Here is a 19,269-nt window from a genome sequence, read left to right as displayed (position 1 = left end):
AGATCGTAATCTGTAAATAATTCACATCAATTTTCCGAATATGGGAAAAGTTCTAATTTGGATACCGTTTAATTTTGAGTCTTGAATATTAGTACTACTTTAGTGATTCATAATTAATGAAATGACAAGCTTAATTAACTGGAACGCATTCTATTATTTTTATTTCTATACCAGGAATAGAATCGGGAATGCTATATGATTAAATAAGCTAAAATTATATAAAAGTCTCGATCTTAGATCGGGACTTTTTTTTTGGAAAAAAATGAGAAAAGTCGGAATTCAGGGTATTAAAGGGTCTTTTCATCACCTCGTAGTGATGGACTATTTTGGAGAGCAAACTGCTGTGGCTGAACATATGTCATTTCAGGAACTCACAACAGCGCTTGCCTCAGGTGGGACGACAGAAGCTGTGATGGCTATCGAAAACAGTATTGCCGGCTCTATTCTTCCTAATTATGCCCTGATTGATGAATACAAGCTGAAGGTCATTGGAGAGCATTACACTCCGGTGAATATGAATTTGATGGCGGTAAAAGGTCAGAAAATAGAAGATATCAAAAAAGTATATTCTCATCCTATGGCCTTGTTGCAATGCAAACAATTTTTTAAGAAGCATCCGCATATTAAGTTGATAGAAGATGCAGATACTGCAGAGGCTGCCCGAAGAATTTCTTCCGAAGAAAAATTGAAAGTTGCGGCGGTAGCAAGTCCTGCGGCGGCGAGTATGTACGGACTCGAAATTCTGGCTTCAGGCATTCATACGATCAAATCCAATACCACCAGATTTCTGGTTCTGGGAACAGAGGAACAAAAACCGAATGGTGAAATTCTTGATAAAGCATCTTTGAAATTTGATCTAAAGAGCGACCGTGGAAGTTTAGTTTCAGTACTCAACATTCTACGGGATTCTTATTTGAATCTAACCAAGATACAGTCATTGCCAATTATAGACGAGCCCTGGAAATATTCTTTTTTCGTAGATGTGATCTTTGATAAAAGAGAAGATTTTGATCGTGCGATGGATGTTTTGAAATTAATGACCGAAGACCTGAACATATTAGGAATATACAAAAGCAGATTGTCATGAAGACAGCAGAAAGACTGGAAAGCGTACAGGAATACTACTTCTCCAAAAAATTAAGGGAAGTGGCAGCTTTGCGAGAACAGGGCAAGCCGGTGATCAATCTTGGAATTGGAAGTCCGGACCTTGCACCACCGCAGCAAGTAGTAGATGCGATGGAAAATGGGCTAAAACATTCCAAAGCGCATCAATACCAGCCTTATAAAGGTATACCGGAACTAAGAAATGCCATGACAGGCTTTTATTCTCACTATTATCATGTAAATCTGGATGCTGAGAATGAAATCCTTCCGCTCATGGGAAGCAAGGAAGGGATCATGCATATTTCCATGGCGTTCCTGAATAAAGGTGACAAAGTTTTAGTTCCGGATCCAGGCTATCCTACCTATACTTCGGTTTCTGGATTACTACAGGCAGAAGTTCAGAAATATACTTTGGACGAATCGCAGAACTGGTTACCAGATCTGGAAAAATTAGAAAAACAGGGACTTGAAAATGTGAAGATCATGTGGGTGAATTATCCTCATATGCCTACGGGAACCAAAGCGACTGCGGCCTTCTTTAGAAAACTGACTGCTTTTGCTGAAAAGAATGAAATTCTGGTTGTCAATGATAATCCATATAGTTTTATTCAGAATACAGAACCTTTGAGTATTCTAGATACCGACAAAAGGAGCGATTACGTGATGGAACTTAATTCGCTAAGTAAAAGTTTTAATATGGCTGGCTGGAGAGTTGGAATGCTCGCCGGGAGTCCGAAAAATATTGAAGCTGTTCTAAAAGTAAAATCTAATATGGACAGTGGTATGTTCTATCCTTTGCAGGCTGGGGCGGTAAAGGCGCTTCAACTATCAAATGAATGGTTTGTAAATTTAAACGAGTTATACAGTTCAAGAAAAAAGAAGGTACTGGAACTGGTAAAAACATTGAATTGTGAAGCAGCACCGGGACAATCTGGACTTTTCGTATGGGCGAAGGCTCCTGAAGGTAAAAGTGCAGAAAGCCTGGTTGATGAATTATTGTACGATAAAGATCTGTTCGTAACACCGGGTTTTATATTTGGTGAGCAGGGAAGAGATTATGTTCGTTTCTCCCTTTGTGCTACGGAAGAAATGATCGATGAAGCTTTAAAAAGAATTAGATCATGAAGGTATTTATAGTAGGAATTGGGTTAATAGGCGGCAGTTTCGCGCTGGATCTCAAAGCGGGTATTCCTGGGATTAGTATAGCCGGAATAGATGGAAATGAGTATCACCTGAAGCAGGCGCTTGAACTAGGTCTTATCGACAGAATGTCTGCGATAGAAGATATTCATGAAGCCGACCTTGTGTACCTTGCAATTCCGGTAGATGCCAGCATTAAGGTGCTTCCACAAATCCTGGATATAGTAAAAGATGATTGCGTGGTAATAGATGCGGGATCAACTAAAGAGAATATTTGCCAGGTAGTCGAGGATCATGCGAAAAGAAGAAACTTTCTGGCAGCACATCCGATAGCGGGAACTGAGTTTTCTGGTCCGCAGGCTGCAATTCATGGATTATTCAGAAATAAGACCAATATTATCTGCGAAGTAGAAAAGACCGCTTTCAAGCTTCAGGAAAAAGCTTTAGAGGTATTTCAGAAGATAGGAATGAGAATACGATATATGGATGCCCGTTCACATGATCGTCATATAGCTTATGTCTCTCATTTATCGCATATTAGCTCCTTTATGCTGGGAAAAACAGTACTGGAAAAGGAAAAAAACGAGCGGGATATTTTCGACCTTGCAGGTAGTGGATTTGCCTCGACTGTGAGACTCGCTAAAAGTTCCCCGGCAATGTGGGCACCGATTTTTAGTCAGAATAAAAAAAATGTACTGGAAACTCTTGATGAATATATTCTGAATCTTCAGAATTTCAGAAAATTGATGCAGGAAGACAATTTCGATCAGCTTTACCAGGAAATGGATCGAACCAATCATATAAAAGAAGTATTAAACGGAATAAATAAGAACGAAGAATTAAAATTACAGGAGAATGGAAAATAAAAAAGAACTCAGAGGCTGGTTAGACAACTTCAACCTGTCTCACCCGTTGGTGATTGCAGGGCCGTGTAGTGCAGAAACCGAAGAGCAGGTATTAACGATCGCTCACCAGTTAAAAGATAGTGACGCAACTGTTTTACGTGCAGGAATCTGGAAACCAAGAACTCGCCCTGGAAATTTCGAAGGAGTTGGTGCACTGGGTCTAAAATGGCTTCAGAAGGCGAAAGAGGAAACCGGAATGCTAACTACTACTGAAGTTGCAAACCCGAACCATGTTGATCTTGCATTAAAACATGATGTAGATATTCTCTGGATTGGAGCGCGAACAACGGTTTCTCCATTTATTGTACAGGAGATCGCAGATGCTTTGAAAGGAACAGATAAGATCGTACTGGTTAAAAACCCTGTTAATCCAGATCTTGCTTTGTGGCTGGGAGCGGTTGAGCGCTTACACACGGCAGATATTAACAACCTTGGAGTAATACATCGTGGATTCTCTGCTTACGAGAAAACAAAGTACCGTAATAACCCGGAATGGCAGATTCCCATTGAGTTACAGAATAAATTCCCGGACCTTCCCTTGATCCTGGATCCATCTCATATCGCAGGAAGAAGAGATATCATCTTTGATCTTTGTCAAACAGGACTTGATCTTAATTTCGACGGTATCATGGTGGAAACTCACCATACTCCAGATAAAGCATGGAGTGATGCTGCACAACAAATTACACCAGCTGCTTTGATACAGATGATGGAAGATCTAAAGGTTAGAAAAGAGATCTCTGCAAGTCAAGATTTTCAGAATAAGCTAACAGCTTTGCGTTCTAAGATTGATATTACCGATAGTCAGATTCTGGAGATCTTGTCTAAACGCATGAAAATTTCCGAAGAAATAGGACAGGTGAAGAAAGATCAGAACGTAGCTATTCTACAAACAAAACGATGGAACGAGATCCTTGGTAAAATGGTACTGGAAGGTGAAGATAAAGGCCTGAGCGAAGAATTTGTTCTAAGATTGTTCAAAGCCATTCACCAGGAATCTATTAATCACCAACAGAAAATCCTTGATGTATAGGGGATGATTTCACGCTACCCGGTAGCTTCATAAATTAATGCCTAAATTTGCGGAAAGTAATTATTAGATATGAATAGTTTAGCTTAATGCAGGGAGTTGTTTATAAGTCTACCGGGAGCTGGTATCATGTAAAAGCCGAGAATGGCCAATTTTACCAATGCCGGATCAAAGGAAAGTTCAGGATACAGGGAATTAAAAGCACAAATCCTGTGGCTGTAGGGGATGTCGTAAGATTTGATGTAGAAGATGGCGAGGAGGAAACCGGGGTGATCAAAAAGATCATCGAACGGGAAAACTATATAATCCGGAAGTCGGTTAATCTGTCAAAGCAAACTCATATTATTGCTTCAAATGTTGACCAGGTTTTTTTGCTTATTACCCTTAATAATCCGCCTACCTTAACCACTTTTATAGACCGCTTTCTGGTTACTGCAGAAGCCTATGCTATTACGGCGGTGCTGCTTTTCAATAAAGTAGATACTTATAGCATCGAGGAACTTGCTGAGGTGAAATACCTTGCAGAACTTTACCGCGGTGCAGGCTATGAGTGTATTGGAATTTCAGCTAAAGAAGGTAAAAACGTAGATAAAGTCAAGGATAAGATGATTGGAAAGACCAGTATGATCTCTGGTCACAGTGGTACCGGAAAATCTACTCTTATCAATGCTATAGAGCCTACTCTCGATCTTAAAACTTCGGAAATTAGCAGGCAGCACAGCCAGGGACAACATACCACGACTTTCGCTGAAATGTTTGACCTTCAATTTGATGCGAGAATCATTGATACTCCCGGAATTAAAGGTTTTGGAGTAGTGGATATGGACAAGGAAGAAATTGGCGACTATTTCCCGGAATTTTTTCAGCTAAAACAGCACTGTAAATTTCATAATTGTCTGCATCTTAATGAACCAAAATGTGCTGTAAAAGATGCTCTCGAAGAAGGAGAGATCGCCTGGTCCAGGTACAAAAGTTATTTACAGATCATGGAAGGTGAAGATGAAAACTATAGAGTAGATCAATACCAGAAGTAATGCGAGCAGTAATACAACGAGTTACAGAAGCATCGGTCACTGTAGATCACAAAGTTTGCGCGGTAATGCGCGAAGGCTTATTGATCCTACTTGGAATAGAGGAGGGCGATACCCAGGAAGATATCGACTGGCTCTGCCGTAAGGTCATTAACATGAGAATTTTTGGGGATGATGAGGGCAAAATGAATAAGTCTCTCAAAACTGTAAATGGAGATGCTATAATTGTAAGTCAGTTTACACTACACGCCAGTACTAAAAAAGGGAACAGGCCCAGTTTTATAAATGCGGCGAAACCTGATATTGCGGAACCATTATATCAGAATTTTGTAAAGTCTTTTGAAAAAGAATTTGGTAAAAGCGTTGGGGTAGGAGTCTTTGGAGGAGATATGAAAGTTTCCTTGCTCAATGATGGTCCAGTAACAATTATCATCGATTCGAAAGAAAAGCGTTAAAAAGAGTTAATTTTTTATATATTGCGGGCTGAACTAACCTATTTTCAGCTTAATGCGCAAAAGAATCATCACTTTTTTGCTGCTGGTCTGCATGTCTTCAATGTATTCCCAGCAAGAATATTCTATTTTAAAAATTTCCCCGGAATTATTAGAAAATGCAGATGCGGTCGTTCGCAAGATGCACACAAAACTTGTTGTTGAAGACATAGATAAAGTGGTCGTACACACTACTCGTATTGTCACTGTTTTCAATGAGAATGGTGAATACTTCATCGATGCTTACCAGCATTATGATGAGGGTGATGGGATAGAAAAACAGCAAGCCATCATTCTTGATGCAATGGGGAATGAAGTTGAAAAGTTCAGAAAAAAGGATTTTTCAGATGTTAGCGCTTTTGGCTCAGGGACCTTATTTGCAGACAATAGAGTTAGTTATATGGATTATAACGCCAGAAACTATCCATATACCGTAATTTATACCAGTGAATTTGAAAACGAAGACACCGTTTTTCTCGATCAGTGGTTTCCTCTGGAAGGTTATAATGTAAGTATAGAAGAATCTATTTTCGAACTTGAAAATCCAGATGCGCATGCACTAAGATTTCAGGAAAACAACTTTGATAAGGTTGCCATAGAAGATCATTCGGTTGAGAATCATTTCCTTTATAAACTTCGGAATGTCAAAGCGAGGAAACACGAAGATTTCGAACCGTCTTTACGCACTACTACACCCAACCTTCTATTTAGCCTTGAAAAATTTGAACTGAAAGGTGTCGCCGGAGAAACCAGGGACTGGAAACATTATGGAAAATGGATGTACGATAATCTTGTTGCAGAACATGATCACCTGCCAGAGAGCACCATTAAAAAAATGGAAGATTTGACCAGCTCTGCCAGTAGTATAGAAGAAAAAGCCAGACTTATTTACCAGTACGTTCAGGAAAATACCCGTTATATTTCTGTGCAATATGGTATTGGTGGCTGGGAGCCAGAAACTGCCATGAACGTGGACAGACTTGGGTATGGCGACTGTAAGGGATTAACGAATTATACGAAAGCCTTGCTTAAAAGTCAGGGTATCGAATCTTATTATACCGTAATCTATGGTGGAGATTCAAAGCGTCATATAAATCCTGATTTCACCATCATGCAGGGAAATCATGTGATCCTGAATATTCCTGCGGAAGATGATACAGATCTATGGCTGGAATGTACGAGTCAGACTACTCCTTTCAACTATATGGGAGACTTCACAGATGACCGTTACGCGCTAAGGGTATCAGAAGACGGTGGAGAGATCATACGTACCAGAAAATATACAGCTTCAGATAATGTACAGGCGATAGAATGCGAGATTCAGCTGGACGAAAATGGCAATTTCGATGCGGAATTCACCAGAATCTCAGAAGGTATTCCTTACAGTGATCGCTACGGATTAAAGAGAGAAACTGAAGACGATCTTAAAAAATACTATAGAAATGAGTGGGGCAGACTTCAGAATCTGCATTTTGAGAACATTGCTTTTGAAGATGATCGGGTCGCTATTCAATTTCAGGAGAAACTGAAGTTTAGTGGTAGCAGACTGGCGAGTCCTGCCGGAGAAAGATTACTGGTTCCACTCAATTTTATTCAGCAGGGGAACATCATGAAGAAAACTCCGCAGGAGCGAACCATGCCTTTTGTCTTCGAACGTGGAAAAACCTACAAAGATCACTTCAGCTTTAAGATTCCGCAAGGTTATGAGATCGAAGCATTACCTGGAAGTGACGAGATCGCTTCAGAATTTGGAGAATTCAGTATAAACATTAGCGCTTCCGAAGAAGATAAAAGTATAGAAGTAGAGAGAGTTCTAATTATTCGCGAAGGGGAGTGGCCAAGTGAGCAATTCCAGAACTTCACCCAGTTTATCGACAAAGTAAACACCTTAAATAACCTAAAAGCAGTAATCGCCAAATCCGAAAAATCCTAACCATGACCAAATACCTTTTTATCCTCAGTTTCTTAATTCTGAGTAGCACGACCTATGCTCAGAATTATAAATTTGGAAAAGTATCTAAAAGTGAAGTTGCCCAGAAACAACACGACAAAGAGCCAGATGCGAACGCTGCTGTTTTATATAAATATCAGCGTACATACTACGATTACAAGCCTAACTCCGGATTCTTTGTGGTAACCGAATATCACGAGCGTATCAAAATCTACAATAAAGATGGTTTTGATTGGGCAACGCATAAGATCAGTGCCTATAAAGGAGGTTACGAGGAAAACGTTTCTGGAGTAAAGGGAGTTAGTTACAATCTGGAAAATGGAAAAATTAAGGAAACCAAGCTTGATCGTAAGGATATTTATGAGAATGAGGCAAGCAAATATCGCGAGCTTACTACGTTCACTATGCCGGCGGTAAAAGAGGGAACTGTGATCGAATATGAGTATAAGAAAATCAGCGACCGGATCACGACTTCGATGGATCGTATTAATTTACAGTATACGATTCCTATTGACAAGCTTAATATAAGCGTGACGATCCCGGAATATTTAAATTTTGGAGTTTATAACAATCCAAAAGCAGCTTTCTATGCTAAAATCAATCAGGGAACGAAACCGTTCAGAAGATCCTTCACCAATACTGAAAGAAATACTTCATATGAGGGAAATGTTATTCGCCATTCTACCACCAACACAGAGTTAGATTATATACAGAACACGTATGAGATAGACCAGGAAAATATCCCTGCCCTGAAAGCTGAAAGTCATGTAGATTATATGGAGAATTACGCGGCGTTTTTAGATTGGGAATTAAAGTTTACCAAGTTTCCAAATTCTCCCATCGATAACTATTCTCAAACCTGGGAAGGTGTTTCCAAGTCCATTTATAATGATAGCGGATTCAACACAGAACTGCGCAATCAGCGATTTTTTGATGATGATATCGATGCTTTGCTTGGCACATTGACCAACCAGGAACAAAAAATGAATAAGATCTTCAATTTTGTGAAGCAGAAGATGACCTGGAATGATTACGTGGGTTATATAGCTGAAAATGGGCTACGTGATGCTTACGAGGAAGGCACGGGAAATACCGGTGATATCAATCTTTTACTGGTTTCCATGCTGAAGTATGCTAATATCGATGCAAATCCAGTTCTGGTAAGTACCGTTAGCAATGGAACTCCGTTGTTTCCAACAAAAGATGGGTTTAATTACTTGATTGCTGCCGCTAAAATTGGTGATAATGTGATCCTGATGGATGCTAGTGATCCACTGGCAATTCCAGGGGAACTGCCTAAAAGAGCAAGAAACTGGCAGGGTAGATTGATTCGTGAAGATGGAACTTCGGAATGGGTAAACCTGCAACCTTTATATTTTTCAGAAAATAAAACCAGGCTGAATGTTCAGCTGGCAGAAGATGGAATTTCAGGTAAATACTTCAATAATCTAGATGCTCTTTATGCCAGAAACTTCAGATTAAATCATGGGAATTTGAGCGATGCTACGGCAAACCTGGAATCGGGATTGAGCAATCATTCCATTTCCGAAGTAAAGATTGAAAACTTTGAAAAACTTGGAGAAAGTATACAAAATACTTATGAGTTTAATACCCAAAGTGGTCAGGATGTAATTGGAGATAAGATCTACGTAAAGCCTATGTTGTTCAATGTAACTTCAGAAAATCCTTTTAAAGCTGAAACCAGAACATTACCAGTATACTTTGATTTTCCAATGAAGAAGCACCACCAGGTGAATATGTTGATTCCTGAAGGCTATAAGGTGGAATCGCTTCCGCAGAGTGCTATCGTACAATTAAAAGATGCTGCCGGAGAGTTCAAGTATCTTGTAAAGCACATGAACAATGTAATTAGAATAGAATCTGAAGTGAACTTGGCGCAAACAATTTTTGCTGCGACAGACTATGAATACATTCAAAAGTTTTACGACAACATTATCAAAAAACAAAATGAAAGCATAGTTTTGAAGAAAATTTCAGCAGATGGACTTGAAGAACGCGCAGACAGCGGTAGATAACTGGATACAGGAACACGGAGTGCGATACTTCAACGAGCTTACCAATATGGCTCAGTTAACAGAGGAAGTTGGAGAAGTTGCCCGTATCATTGCCCGTCGTTATGGGGAGCAAAGTGAGAAAGAAAGCGATAGGGATAAAGACCTGGGTGAGGAGCTGGCAGATGTGGTATTTGTAGTGCTTTGCCTGGCAAACCAGACTGGTATTAATTTGCAGGATGCATTTGATAAAAAGCTCGACCTTAAGACAAAACGGGATAAGGACAGACATAAGAACAACGAAAAACTGCAATAATGAAGTTCAAAGAAATGGTTTCTGAACGTCCTTTCTGGAAGTCGGTTTTCTGGTTAGGTCTATCTTTTCTTGTATTGTATAATGTGATCACGATGCTATTCGAATACGGCGGTTTCGAATTTACGAGGTTCTTTGAAGAGCGTACGGCAAATGGGAAATTAGCTCGTTTTATCATTGGACAGTTGATCGCCTCGTTCCTGTATGGGTTTATTTTGTCGTTTGGACAGTTTCGCAGTAAAGAAAAGAAAGAGTAATTTCGTAATTCATCTTTACGAACTCTCATGAATCTATCCCTACATACCAAAGAAAAGAATCTAAAAGCAGCACTTCAAATCACCGGTTCTAAAAGTGAATCGAATCGTTTGCTCATTCTTCAGGCATTATACCCTGAAATTTCGATCGACAATCTTTCGAATAGTGATGATTCTGAAGTATTGAAAAAGGCCCTTGAAAAAGGGAACGGGATCATAGATATACACCACGCAGGAACGGCAATGCGTTTCTTAACGGCTTATTTCGCGGTGAAGGAAGACTGTGAAGTTGAGCTTACCGGAAGTAAAAGAATGAAGGAGCGACCAGTTAGATTACTGGTGGATGCCTTACAACGTATGGGCGCCGACATCACTTATAAAAATGAGACCGGTTACCCGCCTTTACTTATCAAGGGAAAAAAATTATATGCATCTTCAGTTAAGCTGGAAGCCAATGTAAGCAGCCAGTACATTTCAGCATTGATGCTCATAGGAGCTACCTTGCCGAAAGGGCTCGAGATCATTCTGGAAGGTCCCGTAACCTCCACGCCTTATATTCTTATGACGCTGGAAATTATCAAACAGTCCGGTATCCATGGTAAATTTGTAAAAGACAGAATTTTTATTGAACCTCAGGAATCTGTAAAACCGGTAAGTATTCCTGTGGAATCTGACTGGAGTTCTGCCTCCTACTTCTATAGTCTTGCAGCTATTTCTGAAACTGCGGAAATTAAACTTAATAACTACCGAAAGGAAAGCAGGCAGGGAGATTCTTCCCTTGCTGAAATTTATAAGCACTTTGGTGTGGAAACCATTTATTCTGAAAATAGTATCACGCTGAAGAAGACAGGAAAGACTCGTGCGCGAAGCCTTCGGGAAGATCTTCGCAATTCTCCAGATATCGCTCAAACTATCGCCGTTACCTGTCTCGCGACTAAAACCGAGTGTATGCTCACAGGTTTACATACTCTGAAGATCAAAGAAACCGACCGGCTGCAGGCTCTCAAGAATGAAATTGAGAAATTTGGTACAGAAGTGAGAATTACAGGAGATAGTCTGCAACTAATTCCAAATCCTGATTTGAAGCAGGGCGTTGAGATCGAAACTTATAATGATCATCGAATGGCGATGGCTTTTGCTCCACTTGCATTAAAGACAGATCTGCGCATTCTGGATGCTGAGGTCGTCTCTAAATCCTATCCAGATTTCTGGGAAGATCTTAAAGAACTTGGCTACACCTATCGAGAATAGAATTATTCTATAAATAAACCGCCATTTACTTGACAACGCCTATGTTGAGATTGTATATTTGCAGCTTTTAAAACAGGAACTATGGGAATGAAACTTTCTAATTTCAATTTTGAACTGCCTCAGGAACTTTTGGCTGAATATCCTTCTGAAAGCAGGGATGAAGCAAGGCTAATGGTTCTAAACCGTAAGGAGCAGACGATTGAACATAAAAAATTTAAAGATATAATTGATTATTTCGAGCCGGAAGATGTGATGGTTCTAAATAATACGAAAGTTTTTCCTGCGCGGCTCTTCGGAAATAAAGAGAAAACCGGGGCCAGAATTGAAGTTTTCCTTCTTAGAGAACTGAATCCTGAAACAAAATTGTGGGACGTACTTGTTGATCCTGCAAGAAAAATAAGAATTGGTAACAAATTATACTTCGGTGAAGACGAAAGTCTTGTTGCTGAAGTAATCGATAATACAACTTCAAGAGGTAGAACTCTTCGTTTTCTTTACGATGGATCTTACAGTGATTTCAGACAGAAATTAAAAGAACTAGGGCAAACTCCTCTTCCGAAGTATATCAAGCGAGAAGTAGAGCCTGAAGACGAAGAAAGATACCAGACAATATACGCTAAAAATGAAGGTGCTGTTGCAGCTCCTACTGCAGGACTTCACTTTTCCAAGCACTTACTTAAACGTTTGGAGATCAAAGGTGTTGATTTTGCTGAGGTTACACTTCACGTTGGGCTGGGAACATTTAGCCCGGTGGAAGTTGAAGATCTTTCCAAACATAAGATGGATAGTGAAGAAGCTTTTATTGAGAAGAACGCTACAGATGTCATCAATCAGGCGAAACGCGATAAGCGTAGAGTTTGTGCAGTTGGTACAACTGTAATGAGGGTGCTTGAGAGTGCTGTATCTTCAGACCAGACTTTAAACGAATTTGGTGGATGGACTAACAAGTTCATCTTTCCTCCATACGATTTCAATATTGCAAATTGTATGATCACTAATTTCCATACGCCAAAATCTACGTTGTTGATGATGGTGTCTGCATTTGCCGGTCATGATTTTATGAAAAAGGCTTACGAAGAAGCAGTAAAGGAAAAATACAGATTCTATACTTATGGTGATGCAATGCTGATCATCTAAGAAGTTGAAAATAAAATTTAAAGGCCATAATCCGATTTCGGTTTATGGCCTTTTTTGTAAGCTATTGTCTGGTAAAAGACTGAAGCTTTGGTAATAACTTTGTAATTTAGCAGCGTGAAAGACAGGAAAAAAGATATACGAGCATTAACCAAGCAGCAATTGCAGGAGTTCTTTGTGTCACAGGGAGATAAATCCTTTCGTGGAACTCAGGTTTATGAATGGCTATGGAATAAAGCAGCACATTCTTTTGAGGATATGACAAACCTCTCTAAGTCTACCCGGCAAATGCTGGATGAGAACTTTGTGATCAATCATATTCGTGTGGATCGTATGCAGCGCAGCAGCGATGGGACGATAAAAAATGCGGTGAAATTACATGATTCACTTACTGTAGAATCTGTATTGATTCCTACTAAAACAAGAACCACGGCTTGTGTTTCTTCACAGGTTGGTTGTAGTCTTGATTGCCAGTTTTGTGCTACTGCAAAGTTAAAACGTATGCGTAACCTCAATCCAGATGAGATTTACGATCAGGTGGTTGCGATCGATAATGAAAGCAGGTTATACTTTGACCGACCTTTGTCCAATATCGTGTTCATGGGGATGGGTGAGCCTTTGATGAATTACAATAACGTAATGAAGTCTATTGAAAAGATCACTTCTCCTGAAGGTCTGGGCATGTCGTCAAAAAGAATAACAATATCGACATCTGGCGTACCTAAAATGATCAAGAAGCTGGCAGATGATGAAGCTAAGATCAAACTGGCAGTATCCCTGCATTCGGCCAGAAACGAAGTGCGGACACAGATTATGCCATTCAACGAAACTTTCCCGCTGAAAGATCTTAGAGAATCTCTTGAATACTGGTACTCAAAAACTGGAAGCCGGATTACTTACGAATATATTGTCTGGAAAGATATTAACGATACCCGGGAAGATGCGCAGGCGCTGGTGCGTTTCTGTAAGTATGTTCCATGTAAAGTGAACCTTATTGAGTACAATCCAATTGATGATGGTAATTTCCAGCAGGCAGCTAGGGAAGCTACGAGAATGTACGAACAAATGCTGGAAAGTAACAATATTACAGTAACGGTGAGACGTTCAAGAGGTAAGGATATTGATGCAGCCTGTGGGCAGCTGGCGAATAAATCGGCTTAATGATAAAGTATAGAACCTCTTTAAAACTCTTATATTTACAGCCTTAATGAAGGTCATCTCTCAAATAAAGCTACCGGTAGAAAAAGAGATGGAACTTTTTGAAAAAAAGTTCTTCGAATCCATGTCTTCCAAAGTGGCCCTTCTAAACAGGATCACTCATTATATAGTAAACCGGAAAGGGAAGCAAATGCGTCCCATGTTCGTATTCCTGGTTGCCAAAATGGTTTCTGAAGGTAAAGTGAATGAAAGAACTTATCGTGGCGCCTCTGTAATTGAGCTAATACATACTGCCACGCTCGTACACGATGATGTTGTAGATGATTCCAACAGAAGGAGAGGTTTCTTCAGTATAAACGCTTTATGGAAAAATAAGATCGCCGTTCTTGTGGGTGATTATTTGTTGAGTAAAGGTTTATTACTTTCCATTGATAACAATGATTTCGATCTGCTGAAGATCATTTCTGTAGCTGTTCGCGAAATGAGTGAAGGTGAACTGTTGCAAATCGAGAAAGCCCGAAGACTTGATATCACCGAAGCAGTTTATTATGATATTATAAGACAGAAAACTGCAACGCTAATCGCAGCTTGTTGTAGTCTTGGTGCGGCTTCTGTAAAGCCAGACAGCGGTGATGTCGCAAAGATGCGGAAATTTGGAGAGCTTATAGGTATGGCCTTCCAGATCAAGGATGACCTCTTTGATTATGGTACTGAGAAGATCGGGAAACCTACGGGAATTGATATAAAGGAGCAAAAAATGACATTACCCTTAATTTATACCTTAAATACTGTTTCTGAAAAAGATCAGAAGTGGTTAATCAATTCTGTCAAAAATCACAATAAGGATCGTAAAAGGGTAAGAGAAGTGATTGAATTCGTGAAGGTTAATGGAGGACTGGATTACGCGGTAAAACGTATGAAGGAATTTCAGAAAGAAGCACTTCTATTATTGCAGGACTACCCAGCATCTGAATACCGTGACAGTTTAGAATTAATGGTAAATTACGTTATAGAACGAAAAAAATAAAGCGACACATCGTGCCGCTTTTTATATTACTGGACAGTGTCATCTGTCTCTTCCTCATTATTTACATCGTCTGTATCGTGAATTTCTTCATCGATCTCTTCACCAACTTTCTTAGCTCCACGCTCGATCTTTTCTCCAGCTTCTCTGGCACCATCTTCAATATCATTTCCAATCGCTTCCGCTGCTTCTTCAGTCTTTTCCTGGGTTGTTTCTCGGCAGGAATACATAGAAATACTCATTGCAGCTAAGGCCAGGATCGTTACAGTCTTTTTCATTGTTTATAATTTTAGGGTTAAACTAAAAAAAGCCATTCAAATGAATGGCTTTAATCATATTAAGAAAGAAAATGATTACATATCATCATCACCGTTCATATCGTCAGTTCCTTCTACTTCTTCTTCCATTTCGGTTTCAGCGTTCTCAGCAGCATCTTCTACTTCCTGACCAGCTTCTTCCATTTCGTTTTCTACGTTTTCACCTGCTTGCTCCATGTCTTCTTCCATGTTTTCTTCAGTAGTTTCTCTACAAGAATAGATAGAAAGGCTCATTGATGCAACTGCAAATAATAATAAAAATTTTTTCATTGTAAAATGTTTAATTAGTTGAAGACACAAATTTAAACAAAATTTTATTATGCAAAAGGACTCTTTTCACTTAAATATTTCCAATATCTTTTAGGCACGTGTTGAATGTGAAGCCGCATATTTACTCGACTTTTGATGTTTGTGGAGTCAAAGTATTCTTTCCATAAATGTTGAAAGTAGATTTCTCCTTCAGCAAAATAGTCGGGATTTCCGCCTGAGATACCTATATCTTCAGGTAATTCCATCGAAACATATTCTGCCTTTTGAAGATCATAATGCACTCCCAATTTTCGCTTAAGATCATAAATCAACCATCGCTGGTCTGCATACCTGCTTTTGAAATGCTTCGTGATCACAGGCAAAACATTAAAGTCTGGTTCGATCACCGCGAAATATAGGTCATCTTTAGTAAGTCTAAATCTTATAAATGCCTCCATTCTATGCTTTTCGCGTCCAACCTGTTTTGCTGCTTTGGAAATATCCAGCACTGATGGATGAGAGTAATCCAGTTCTGCCTTCTCTTGAGAACTATAGACATATCGAATCATATCATACATCTTCAGTTCGATCCCGGGAATTTCACTCAGGAAAGAATAGTATAATCTCTTAACACCATTTGATGACAACTTTTTCTTCAATGATTTTAAAACTCTCTGTACCTTGAAATCTTCAGTAATTACTTCTAGCGTTTCACTAAATAATTGTTTCTGATCTTCTCCTTCAGGAATGATCTCGGTAATTTCCAGCTTCTGCTCATAGGCATTGAAAACACAGGTCAAAAATCCCGGAAAACTTCCATCATATTTCAGTACAACGCTTTTCATTAAAATAAACTAAGTTGCTGATTAAATTCCTTTCGATATTTACTGAAGGAATTTTGAATGATTAACTGCTTTAAGTTTTCACTGCTTACATCTTTAAGTTCCTTTTCCCTGGCATCACAGGTAATGAAATACTTAGCGCGATTCATAGAGATACCGATCTTCTGAAGATGTTCCCAGTTTAATTTTCTAAATTTTCGTGCCTGAAGGATCTTATTAACCGACTTTAATCCAATTCCCGGAACGCGTAATAGTAGCTGTCTGTCGACTTTATTGATATCTACAGGGAATAAATGTCGGTTACGGAGTGCATAACTCAGTTTAGGATCTATGTCCATTTCAAGATGCTGGAAATCATTATTCAAAAGTTCCCGAACATCATACCCATAAAAGCGCATCAACCAATCTGTTTGATAGAGTCGGTTTTCACGCATCATGGGAACCTGAGTTCCTAAAGCAGGTAAACGAGGATCATTACTAATTGGGACATAACCAGAATAATAAACCCTTTTCATATTGTAATTCTTATAAAAGAATGCTGATGAGTACATGATATCCCGATCGCTTTCACCGGTAGCTCCAACGATCATCTGGGTACTTTGGCCTGCAGGTGCATATTTAGGAGTGCTTTTGATAAGTTTCGACTCAGATTTATATTGAATGATCTCATTCTTTACCTTCTCCATGGGCTTCATGAAGTCCTCATGTTTTTTCTCGGGCGCTAGTAGTTTAAGACCTGATTTTGTTGGGATCTCAATATTTACGCTCAACCTGTCGGCATAGAGTCCAGCCTCTCTCATTAATTCATCACTGGCTCCAGGAATGCTCTTAAGATGTATATAGCCATTAAAGTTCTCTTCTTCCCTCAATTTTTTGGCTACTCGAATCAATCTTTCCATTGTATGATCTGGACTTTTAAAAATCCCTGAACTTAGAAAAAGACCTTCAATGTAATTCCTACGATAAAAGCTTATGGTAAGATCTACAACTTCCTGTACCTTAAAAGCAGCTCTTTTAATATCATTGGATTTTCGGGTAACGCAATAAGCGCAATCGAATATGCAATGATTCGTAAGAAGGATCTTCAGTAAGGATACGCAACGGCCATCTTGTGTATAGGAGTGACAAATACCCATTCCTGATGAGTCACCCAAGCCTTTCTTGGTATTGGTTCGCTTGGATCCACTACTAGAACATGAAACATCATATTTAGCAGCGTCTGCCAGAATATTTAATTTTTCTTTTATTCGATCGAAATCCATAATTAGGAATTTATCCAAAAATAGGAAATATTCCAAAATCATAGTGACTCCTAAACGATAAACTATTAGCTCAAAAGATTAATTTTTTTTCAAAGAATGATAGCCTTCATAAGAATCTGGCTCCTCATCAGCGAGACGGGCAAAATTTTCATAGGCTTTTTTAACCTGAGCTTTTGGTGTAGTGGCGAATTCCTCTTCGGTCACCTCGTAATTCTCCTGAAGTTCTTCTAGCTCTAAATGTAGTTTCTTCTGAATATCCGCATACTTTTGATCGCCATATAGATTGTTCAACTCCTTTGGATCTGTCTCAAGATCGTAAAGTTCCCATTCGTCAATATCATCGTAAAAATGGATAAGTTTATACCGGTCTGTTCTTATTCCGTAGTGCCTTTTAACCATATGAAAAGCTGGAAAATCATAATAATGATAATAAATGGCATTTCTGAAGGTCTTATTGTTCTCAGAACTGGAGAGTAGAGGCCTAAGAGATTTACCCTGCATTTTTTCAGGAATTTCAGTGCCGGCGTAATCCAGAAAGGTTGGAGCGAAATCCAGATTTTGAGTCAGTGCGTCAATGACAATTCCTTTTGAGATCGCCTTCGGGTATTGTATAAGCAAAGGCATGGCTAATGACTCTTCATACATAAAACGCTTATCAAAAAAGCCTTTCTCACCAAGGTAAAATCCTTGATCTGTAGTATAAACGATAATGGTGTTCTCTGTGAGTCCTTCTGCATCCAGGTAATCGAGGATTTTTCCAACGCCTTCATCGACTGCCTGTGCAGTTCCCATATAATCCCGCATATATCTTTGCCCTTTCCATTCCGCAAGATCCTTTCCTTTAAGATCAGCTTCATGAAAGGCGTCATTTTTAGGTCGGTAGGCTTTATCCCAATCGGCACGCTGAGCTTTTGTCATTCTATCAAAATCTGTTTTCCACGGATTATGTCTTAATGAATCACTGCCTTTCTCAATGGTCATTTTGAGATCATGCCCTTCATACATGTCATTATAAATAGTTTGTAACTGGTGCTTTGCGGCAAGCTGATTTTCATGTTTACTGTAAAAACTTTCTGGAAGTGGAAACTTAATAGAATCGTAGGTATTGATGTGCCTTATTGGTGGCATCCAGTTTCTATGTGGAGCCTTATGATGAACCATCAGGAAGAATGGTTTTTTCTTCTCTTCGGAATCACGGTTCTGTAACCACTCTATACTCATATTGGTAATGAGGTCTGTTGCATATCCTTCAACAACGCTGGTGTCATTTTTGGTAATAAACTCGGGGTTGTAATAATTTCCCTGGTCATTGAGGATTTGCCAGTGATCGAAACCCTCTGGCTTACCATGCAAATGCCATTTTCCGACTATAGAAGTATTATATCCTGCACCTTTCAAATATTTTGGCAATGTAGGTTGAGAACCATCGAAGATGTCCCCATTCATTCTGAAACCATTTATGTGACTAAATTTTCCAGTTAGGATCACAGCCCTGCTGGGTCCACAAATAGAATTCGTGCAGAAATTATTCAAAAAGCGAGCTCCGTTATTGGCAATCCGGTCAATATTTGGAGTGGGAGCCAATTGACTTACTGGATGTCCATAGGCACTTATAGCCTGAGCAGCGTGATCATCTGTCATGATAAAGATGATATTGGGTTTTTTATCTGCAGTCACTTCTTCAGAAGTTTTTTCCTGGCAGGATTGTAAAAAGATAGAGCTTAAAAGAATTAGAAAGTAAATAGGCAAGCTTCGATGTAACATTGAGATAGATTTTGTATAGAGGAAAAATGCAAAAGTT

General features: G+C 39.3%; 19 protein-coding genes. 14 read left to right on the top strand and 5 right to left on the bottom strand.

Annotated features, from left to right (window positions below; all coding sequences use genetic code 11):
- The first annotated feature begins 262 nt into the window (after positions 1-262).
- The 14 genes from T8I65_RS12965 to T8I65_RS12900 all read left to right on the top strand — a co-directional run bounded on the left by T8I65_RS12965 (position 263) and on the right by T8I65_RS12900 (position 14,801).
- A complete protein-coding gene (locus T8I65_RS12965; protein ID WP_322301000.1) occupies positions 263-1,087 on the top strand; it encodes a prephenate dehydratase in 825 nt (274 codons plus the stop codon).
- Positions 1,084-2,229, top strand: a complete 1,146-nt coding sequence (locus T8I65_RS12960; RefSeq protein WP_322300999.1) for a pyridoxal phosphate-dependent aminotransferase — start codon at positions 1,084-1,086, stop codon at positions 2,227-2,229. Before T8I65_RS12965 ends, T8I65_RS12960 begins: the two co-directional genes overlap by 4 nt.
- Positions 2,226-3,110, top strand: coding sequence for a prephenate dehydrogenase (locus tag T8I65_RS12955; protein WP_322300998.1), 885 nt, complete (start codon positions 2,226-2,228; stop codon positions 3,108-3,110). Before T8I65_RS12960 ends, T8I65_RS12955 begins: the two co-directional genes overlap by 4 nt.
- Positions 3,100-4,182, top strand: coding sequence for a bifunctional 3-deoxy-7-phosphoheptulonate synthase/chorismate mutase type II (locus T8I65_RS12950; RefSeq protein ID WP_295180528.1), 1,083 nt, complete (start codon positions 3,100-3,102; stop codon positions 4,180-4,182). Before T8I65_RS12955 ends, T8I65_RS12950 begins: the two co-directional genes overlap by 11 nt.
- A gap of 86 nt (positions 4,183-4,268) precedes the next feature.
- Complete coding sequence (rsgA, locus tag T8I65_RS12945; RefSeq protein ID WP_299154744.1) at positions 4,269-5,213, top strand: ribosome small subunit-dependent GTPase A; 945 nt, start codon at positions 4,269-4,271, stop codon at positions 5,211-5,213.
- A complete protein-coding gene (dtd, locus tag T8I65_RS12940) occupies positions 5,213-5,665 on the top strand; it encodes a D-aminoacyl-tRNA deacylase (protein ID WP_322300997.1) in 453 nt (150 codons plus the stop codon). The genes rsgA and dtd overlap by 1 nt, the downstream gene beginning before the upstream one ends.
- 52 nt (positions 5,666-5,717) lie before the next feature.
- Complete coding sequence (locus T8I65_RS12935) at positions 5,718-7,634, top strand: transglutaminase family protein (protein WP_322300996.1); 1,917 nt, start codon at positions 5,718-5,720, stop codon at positions 7,632-7,634.
- A gap of 2 nt (positions 7,635-7,636) precedes the next feature.
- Entirely contained in the window at positions 7,637-9,688 is a 2,052-nt protein-coding gene (locus tag T8I65_RS12930) for a DUF3857 domain-containing protein (protein ID WP_322300995.1), read from the top strand.
- Positions 9,654-9,980: a nucleotide pyrophosphohydrolase gene (locus T8I65_RS12925; protein ID WP_322300994.1), complete on the top strand. Its 327-nt coding sequence runs from the start codon at positions 9,654-9,656 to the stop codon at positions 9,978-9,980. Before T8I65_RS12930 ends, T8I65_RS12925 begins: the two co-directional genes overlap by 35 nt.
- A complete protein-coding gene (locus T8I65_RS12920; RefSeq protein ID WP_141878569.1) occupies positions 9,980-10,234 on the top strand; it encodes a hypothetical protein in 255 nt (84 codons plus the stop codon). Before T8I65_RS12925 ends, T8I65_RS12920 begins: the two co-directional genes overlap by 1 nt.
- Positions 10,235-10,261: 27 nt before the next feature.
- Positions 10,262-11,482, top strand: coding sequence for a 3-phosphoshikimate 1-carboxyvinyltransferase (aroA, locus tag T8I65_RS12915; RefSeq protein WP_322300993.1), 1,221 nt, complete (start codon positions 10,262-10,264; stop codon positions 11,480-11,482).
- 87 nt (positions 11,483-11,569) lie between these two features.
- The gene (queA, locus tag T8I65_RS12910) at positions 11,570-12,619 is read left to right on the top strand and encodes a tRNA preQ1(34) S-adenosylmethionine ribosyltransferase-isomerase QueA (RefSeq protein ID WP_322302800.1); all 1,050 of its coding nucleotides are present in this window, start codon (positions 11,570-11,572) and stop codon (positions 12,617-12,619) included.
- A gap of 114 nt (positions 12,620-12,733) precedes the next feature.
- Positions 12,734-13,777: a 23S rRNA (adenine(2503)-C(2))-methyltransferase RlmN gene (rlmN, locus tag T8I65_RS12905; RefSeq protein WP_322300992.1), complete on the top strand. Its 1,044-nt coding sequence runs from the start codon at positions 12,734-12,736 to the stop codon at positions 13,775-13,777.
- A gap of 46 nt (positions 13,778-13,823) precedes the next feature.
- On the top strand, positions 13,824-14,801 hold the full coding sequence (locus tag T8I65_RS12900; RefSeq protein WP_322300991.1) for a polyprenyl synthetase family protein: 978 nt from the start codon (positions 13,824-13,826) through the stop codon (positions 14,799-14,801).
- 26 nt (positions 14,802-14,827) lie between these two features.
- On the opposite strand, the gene T8I65_RS12895 is transcribed toward T8I65_RS12900, so the two are convergent.
- The 5 genes from T8I65_RS12895 to T8I65_RS12875 all read right to left on the bottom strand — a co-directional run bounded on the left by T8I65_RS12895 (position 14,828) and on the right by T8I65_RS12875 (position 19,232).
- Positions 14,828-15,076, bottom strand: a complete 249-nt coding sequence (locus T8I65_RS12895) for a hypothetical protein (RefSeq protein WP_322300990.1) — start codon at positions 15,074-15,076, stop codon at positions 14,828-14,830.
- A 75-nt stretch (positions 15,077-15,151) separates the two neighbouring features.
- Positions 15,152-15,349, bottom strand: a complete 198-nt coding sequence (locus tag T8I65_RS12890; RefSeq protein WP_322300989.1) for a hypothetical protein — start codon at positions 15,347-15,349, stop codon at positions 15,152-15,154.
- A gap of 83 nt (positions 15,350-15,432) precedes the next feature.
- Complete coding sequence (locus T8I65_RS12885) at positions 15,433-16,209, bottom strand: TIGR03915 family putative DNA repair protein (protein ID WP_322300988.1); 777 nt, start codon at positions 16,207-16,209, stop codon at positions 15,433-15,435.
- Positions 16,209-17,468 (bottom strand): putative DNA modification/repair radical SAM protein, encoded by a 1,260-nt coding sequence (locus T8I65_RS12880; RefSeq protein WP_322300987.1) that lies wholly within the window; start codon positions 17,466-17,468, stop codon positions 16,209-16,211. Before T8I65_RS12880 ends, T8I65_RS12885 begins: the two co-directional genes overlap by 1 nt.
- 78 nt (positions 17,469-17,546) lie before the next feature.
- Positions 17,547-19,232: a sulfatase gene (locus tag T8I65_RS12875; RefSeq protein ID WP_322300986.1), complete on the bottom strand. Its 1,686-nt coding sequence runs from the start codon at positions 19,230-19,232 to the stop codon at positions 17,547-17,549.
- Between the last annotated feature and the right edge of the window lie 37 nt (positions 19,233-19,269).

The sequence above is a fragment of the Christiangramia sp. OXR-203 genome (genome assembly GCF_034372165.1).
GTDB lineage: Bacteria > Bacteroidota > Bacteroidia > Flavobacteriales > Flavobacteriaceae > Christiangramia.
This window is presented reverse-complemented; position numbering and strand designations above follow the sequence as displayed.

What these genes read in the sequence shown, in the direction of transcription:
- T8I65_RS12925 (WP_322300994.1), top strand. Translation starts at nt 9,654, where the DNA reads ATGGACTTGAAGAACGCGCAGACAGCGGTAGATAACTGGATACAGGAA.
- T8I65_RS12965 (WP_322301000.1), top strand. Translation starts at nt 263, where the DNA reads ATGAGAAAAGTCGGAATTCAGGGTATTAAAGGGTCTTTTCATCACCTC.
- T8I65_RS12920 (WP_141878569.1), top strand. Translation starts at nt 9,980, where the DNA reads ATGAAGTTCAAAGAAATGGTTTCTGAACGTCCTTTCTGGAAGTCGGTT.
- T8I65_RS12885 (WP_322300988.1), bottom strand. Translation starts at nt 16,209, where the DNA reads ATGAAAAGCGTTGTACTGAAATATGATGGAAGTTTTCCGGGATTTTTG.
- T8I65_RS12950 (WP_295180528.1), top strand. Translation starts at nt 3,100, where the DNA reads ATGGAAAATAAAAAAGAACTCAGAGGCTGGTTAGACAACTTCAACCTG.
- T8I65_RS12955 (WP_322300998.1), top strand. Translation starts at nt 2,226, where the DNA reads ATGAAGGTATTTATAGTAGGAATTGGGTTAATAGGCGGCAGTTTCGCG.
- T8I65_RS12930 (WP_322300995.1), top strand. Translation starts at nt 7,637, where the DNA reads ATGACCAAATACCTTTTTATCCTCAGTTTCTTAATTCTGAGTAGCACG.
- T8I65_RS12960 (WP_322300999.1), top strand. Translation starts at nt 1,084, where the DNA reads ATGAAGACAGCAGAAAGACTGGAAAGCGTACAGGAATACTACTTCTCC.
- T8I65_RS12875 (WP_322300986.1), bottom strand. Translation starts at nt 19,232, where the DNA reads ATGTTACATCGAAGCTTGCCTATTTACTTTCTAATTCTTTTAAGCTCT.
- T8I65_RS12890 (WP_322300989.1), bottom strand. Translation starts at nt 15,349, where the DNA reads ATGAGCCTTTCTATCTATTCTTGTAGAGAAACTACTGAAGAAAACATG.
- aroA (WP_322300993.1), top strand. Translation starts at nt 10,262, where the DNA reads ATGAATCTATCCCTACATACCAAAGAAAAGAATCTAAAAGCAGCACTT.
- T8I65_RS12900 (WP_322300991.1), top strand. Translation starts at nt 13,824, where the DNA reads ATGAAGGTCATCTCTCAAATAAAGCTACCGGTAGAAAAAGAGATGGAA.
- queA (WP_322302800.1), top strand. Translation starts at nt 11,570, where the DNA reads ATGAAACTTTCTAATTTCAATTTTGAACTGCCTCAGGAACTTTTGGCT.
- dtd (WP_322300997.1), top strand. Translation starts at nt 5,213, where the DNA reads ATGCGAGCAGTAATACAACGAGTTACAGAAGCATCGGTCACTGTAGAT.
- T8I65_RS12935 (WP_322300996.1), top strand. Translation starts at nt 5,718, where the DNA reads ATGCGCAAAAGAATCATCACTTTTTTGCTGCTGGTCTGCATGTCTTCA.
- rsgA (WP_299154744.1), top strand. Translation starts at nt 4,269, where the DNA reads ATGCAGGGAGTTGTTTATAAGTCTACCGGGAGCTGGTATCATGTAAAA.
- T8I65_RS12880 (WP_322300987.1), bottom strand. Translation starts at nt 17,468, where the DNA reads ATGGATTTCGATCGAATAAAAGAAAAATTAAATATTCTGGCAGACGCT.
- T8I65_RS12895 (WP_322300990.1), bottom strand. Translation starts at nt 15,076, where the DNA reads ATGAAAAAGACTGTAACGATCCTGGCCTTAGCTGCAATGAGTATTTCT.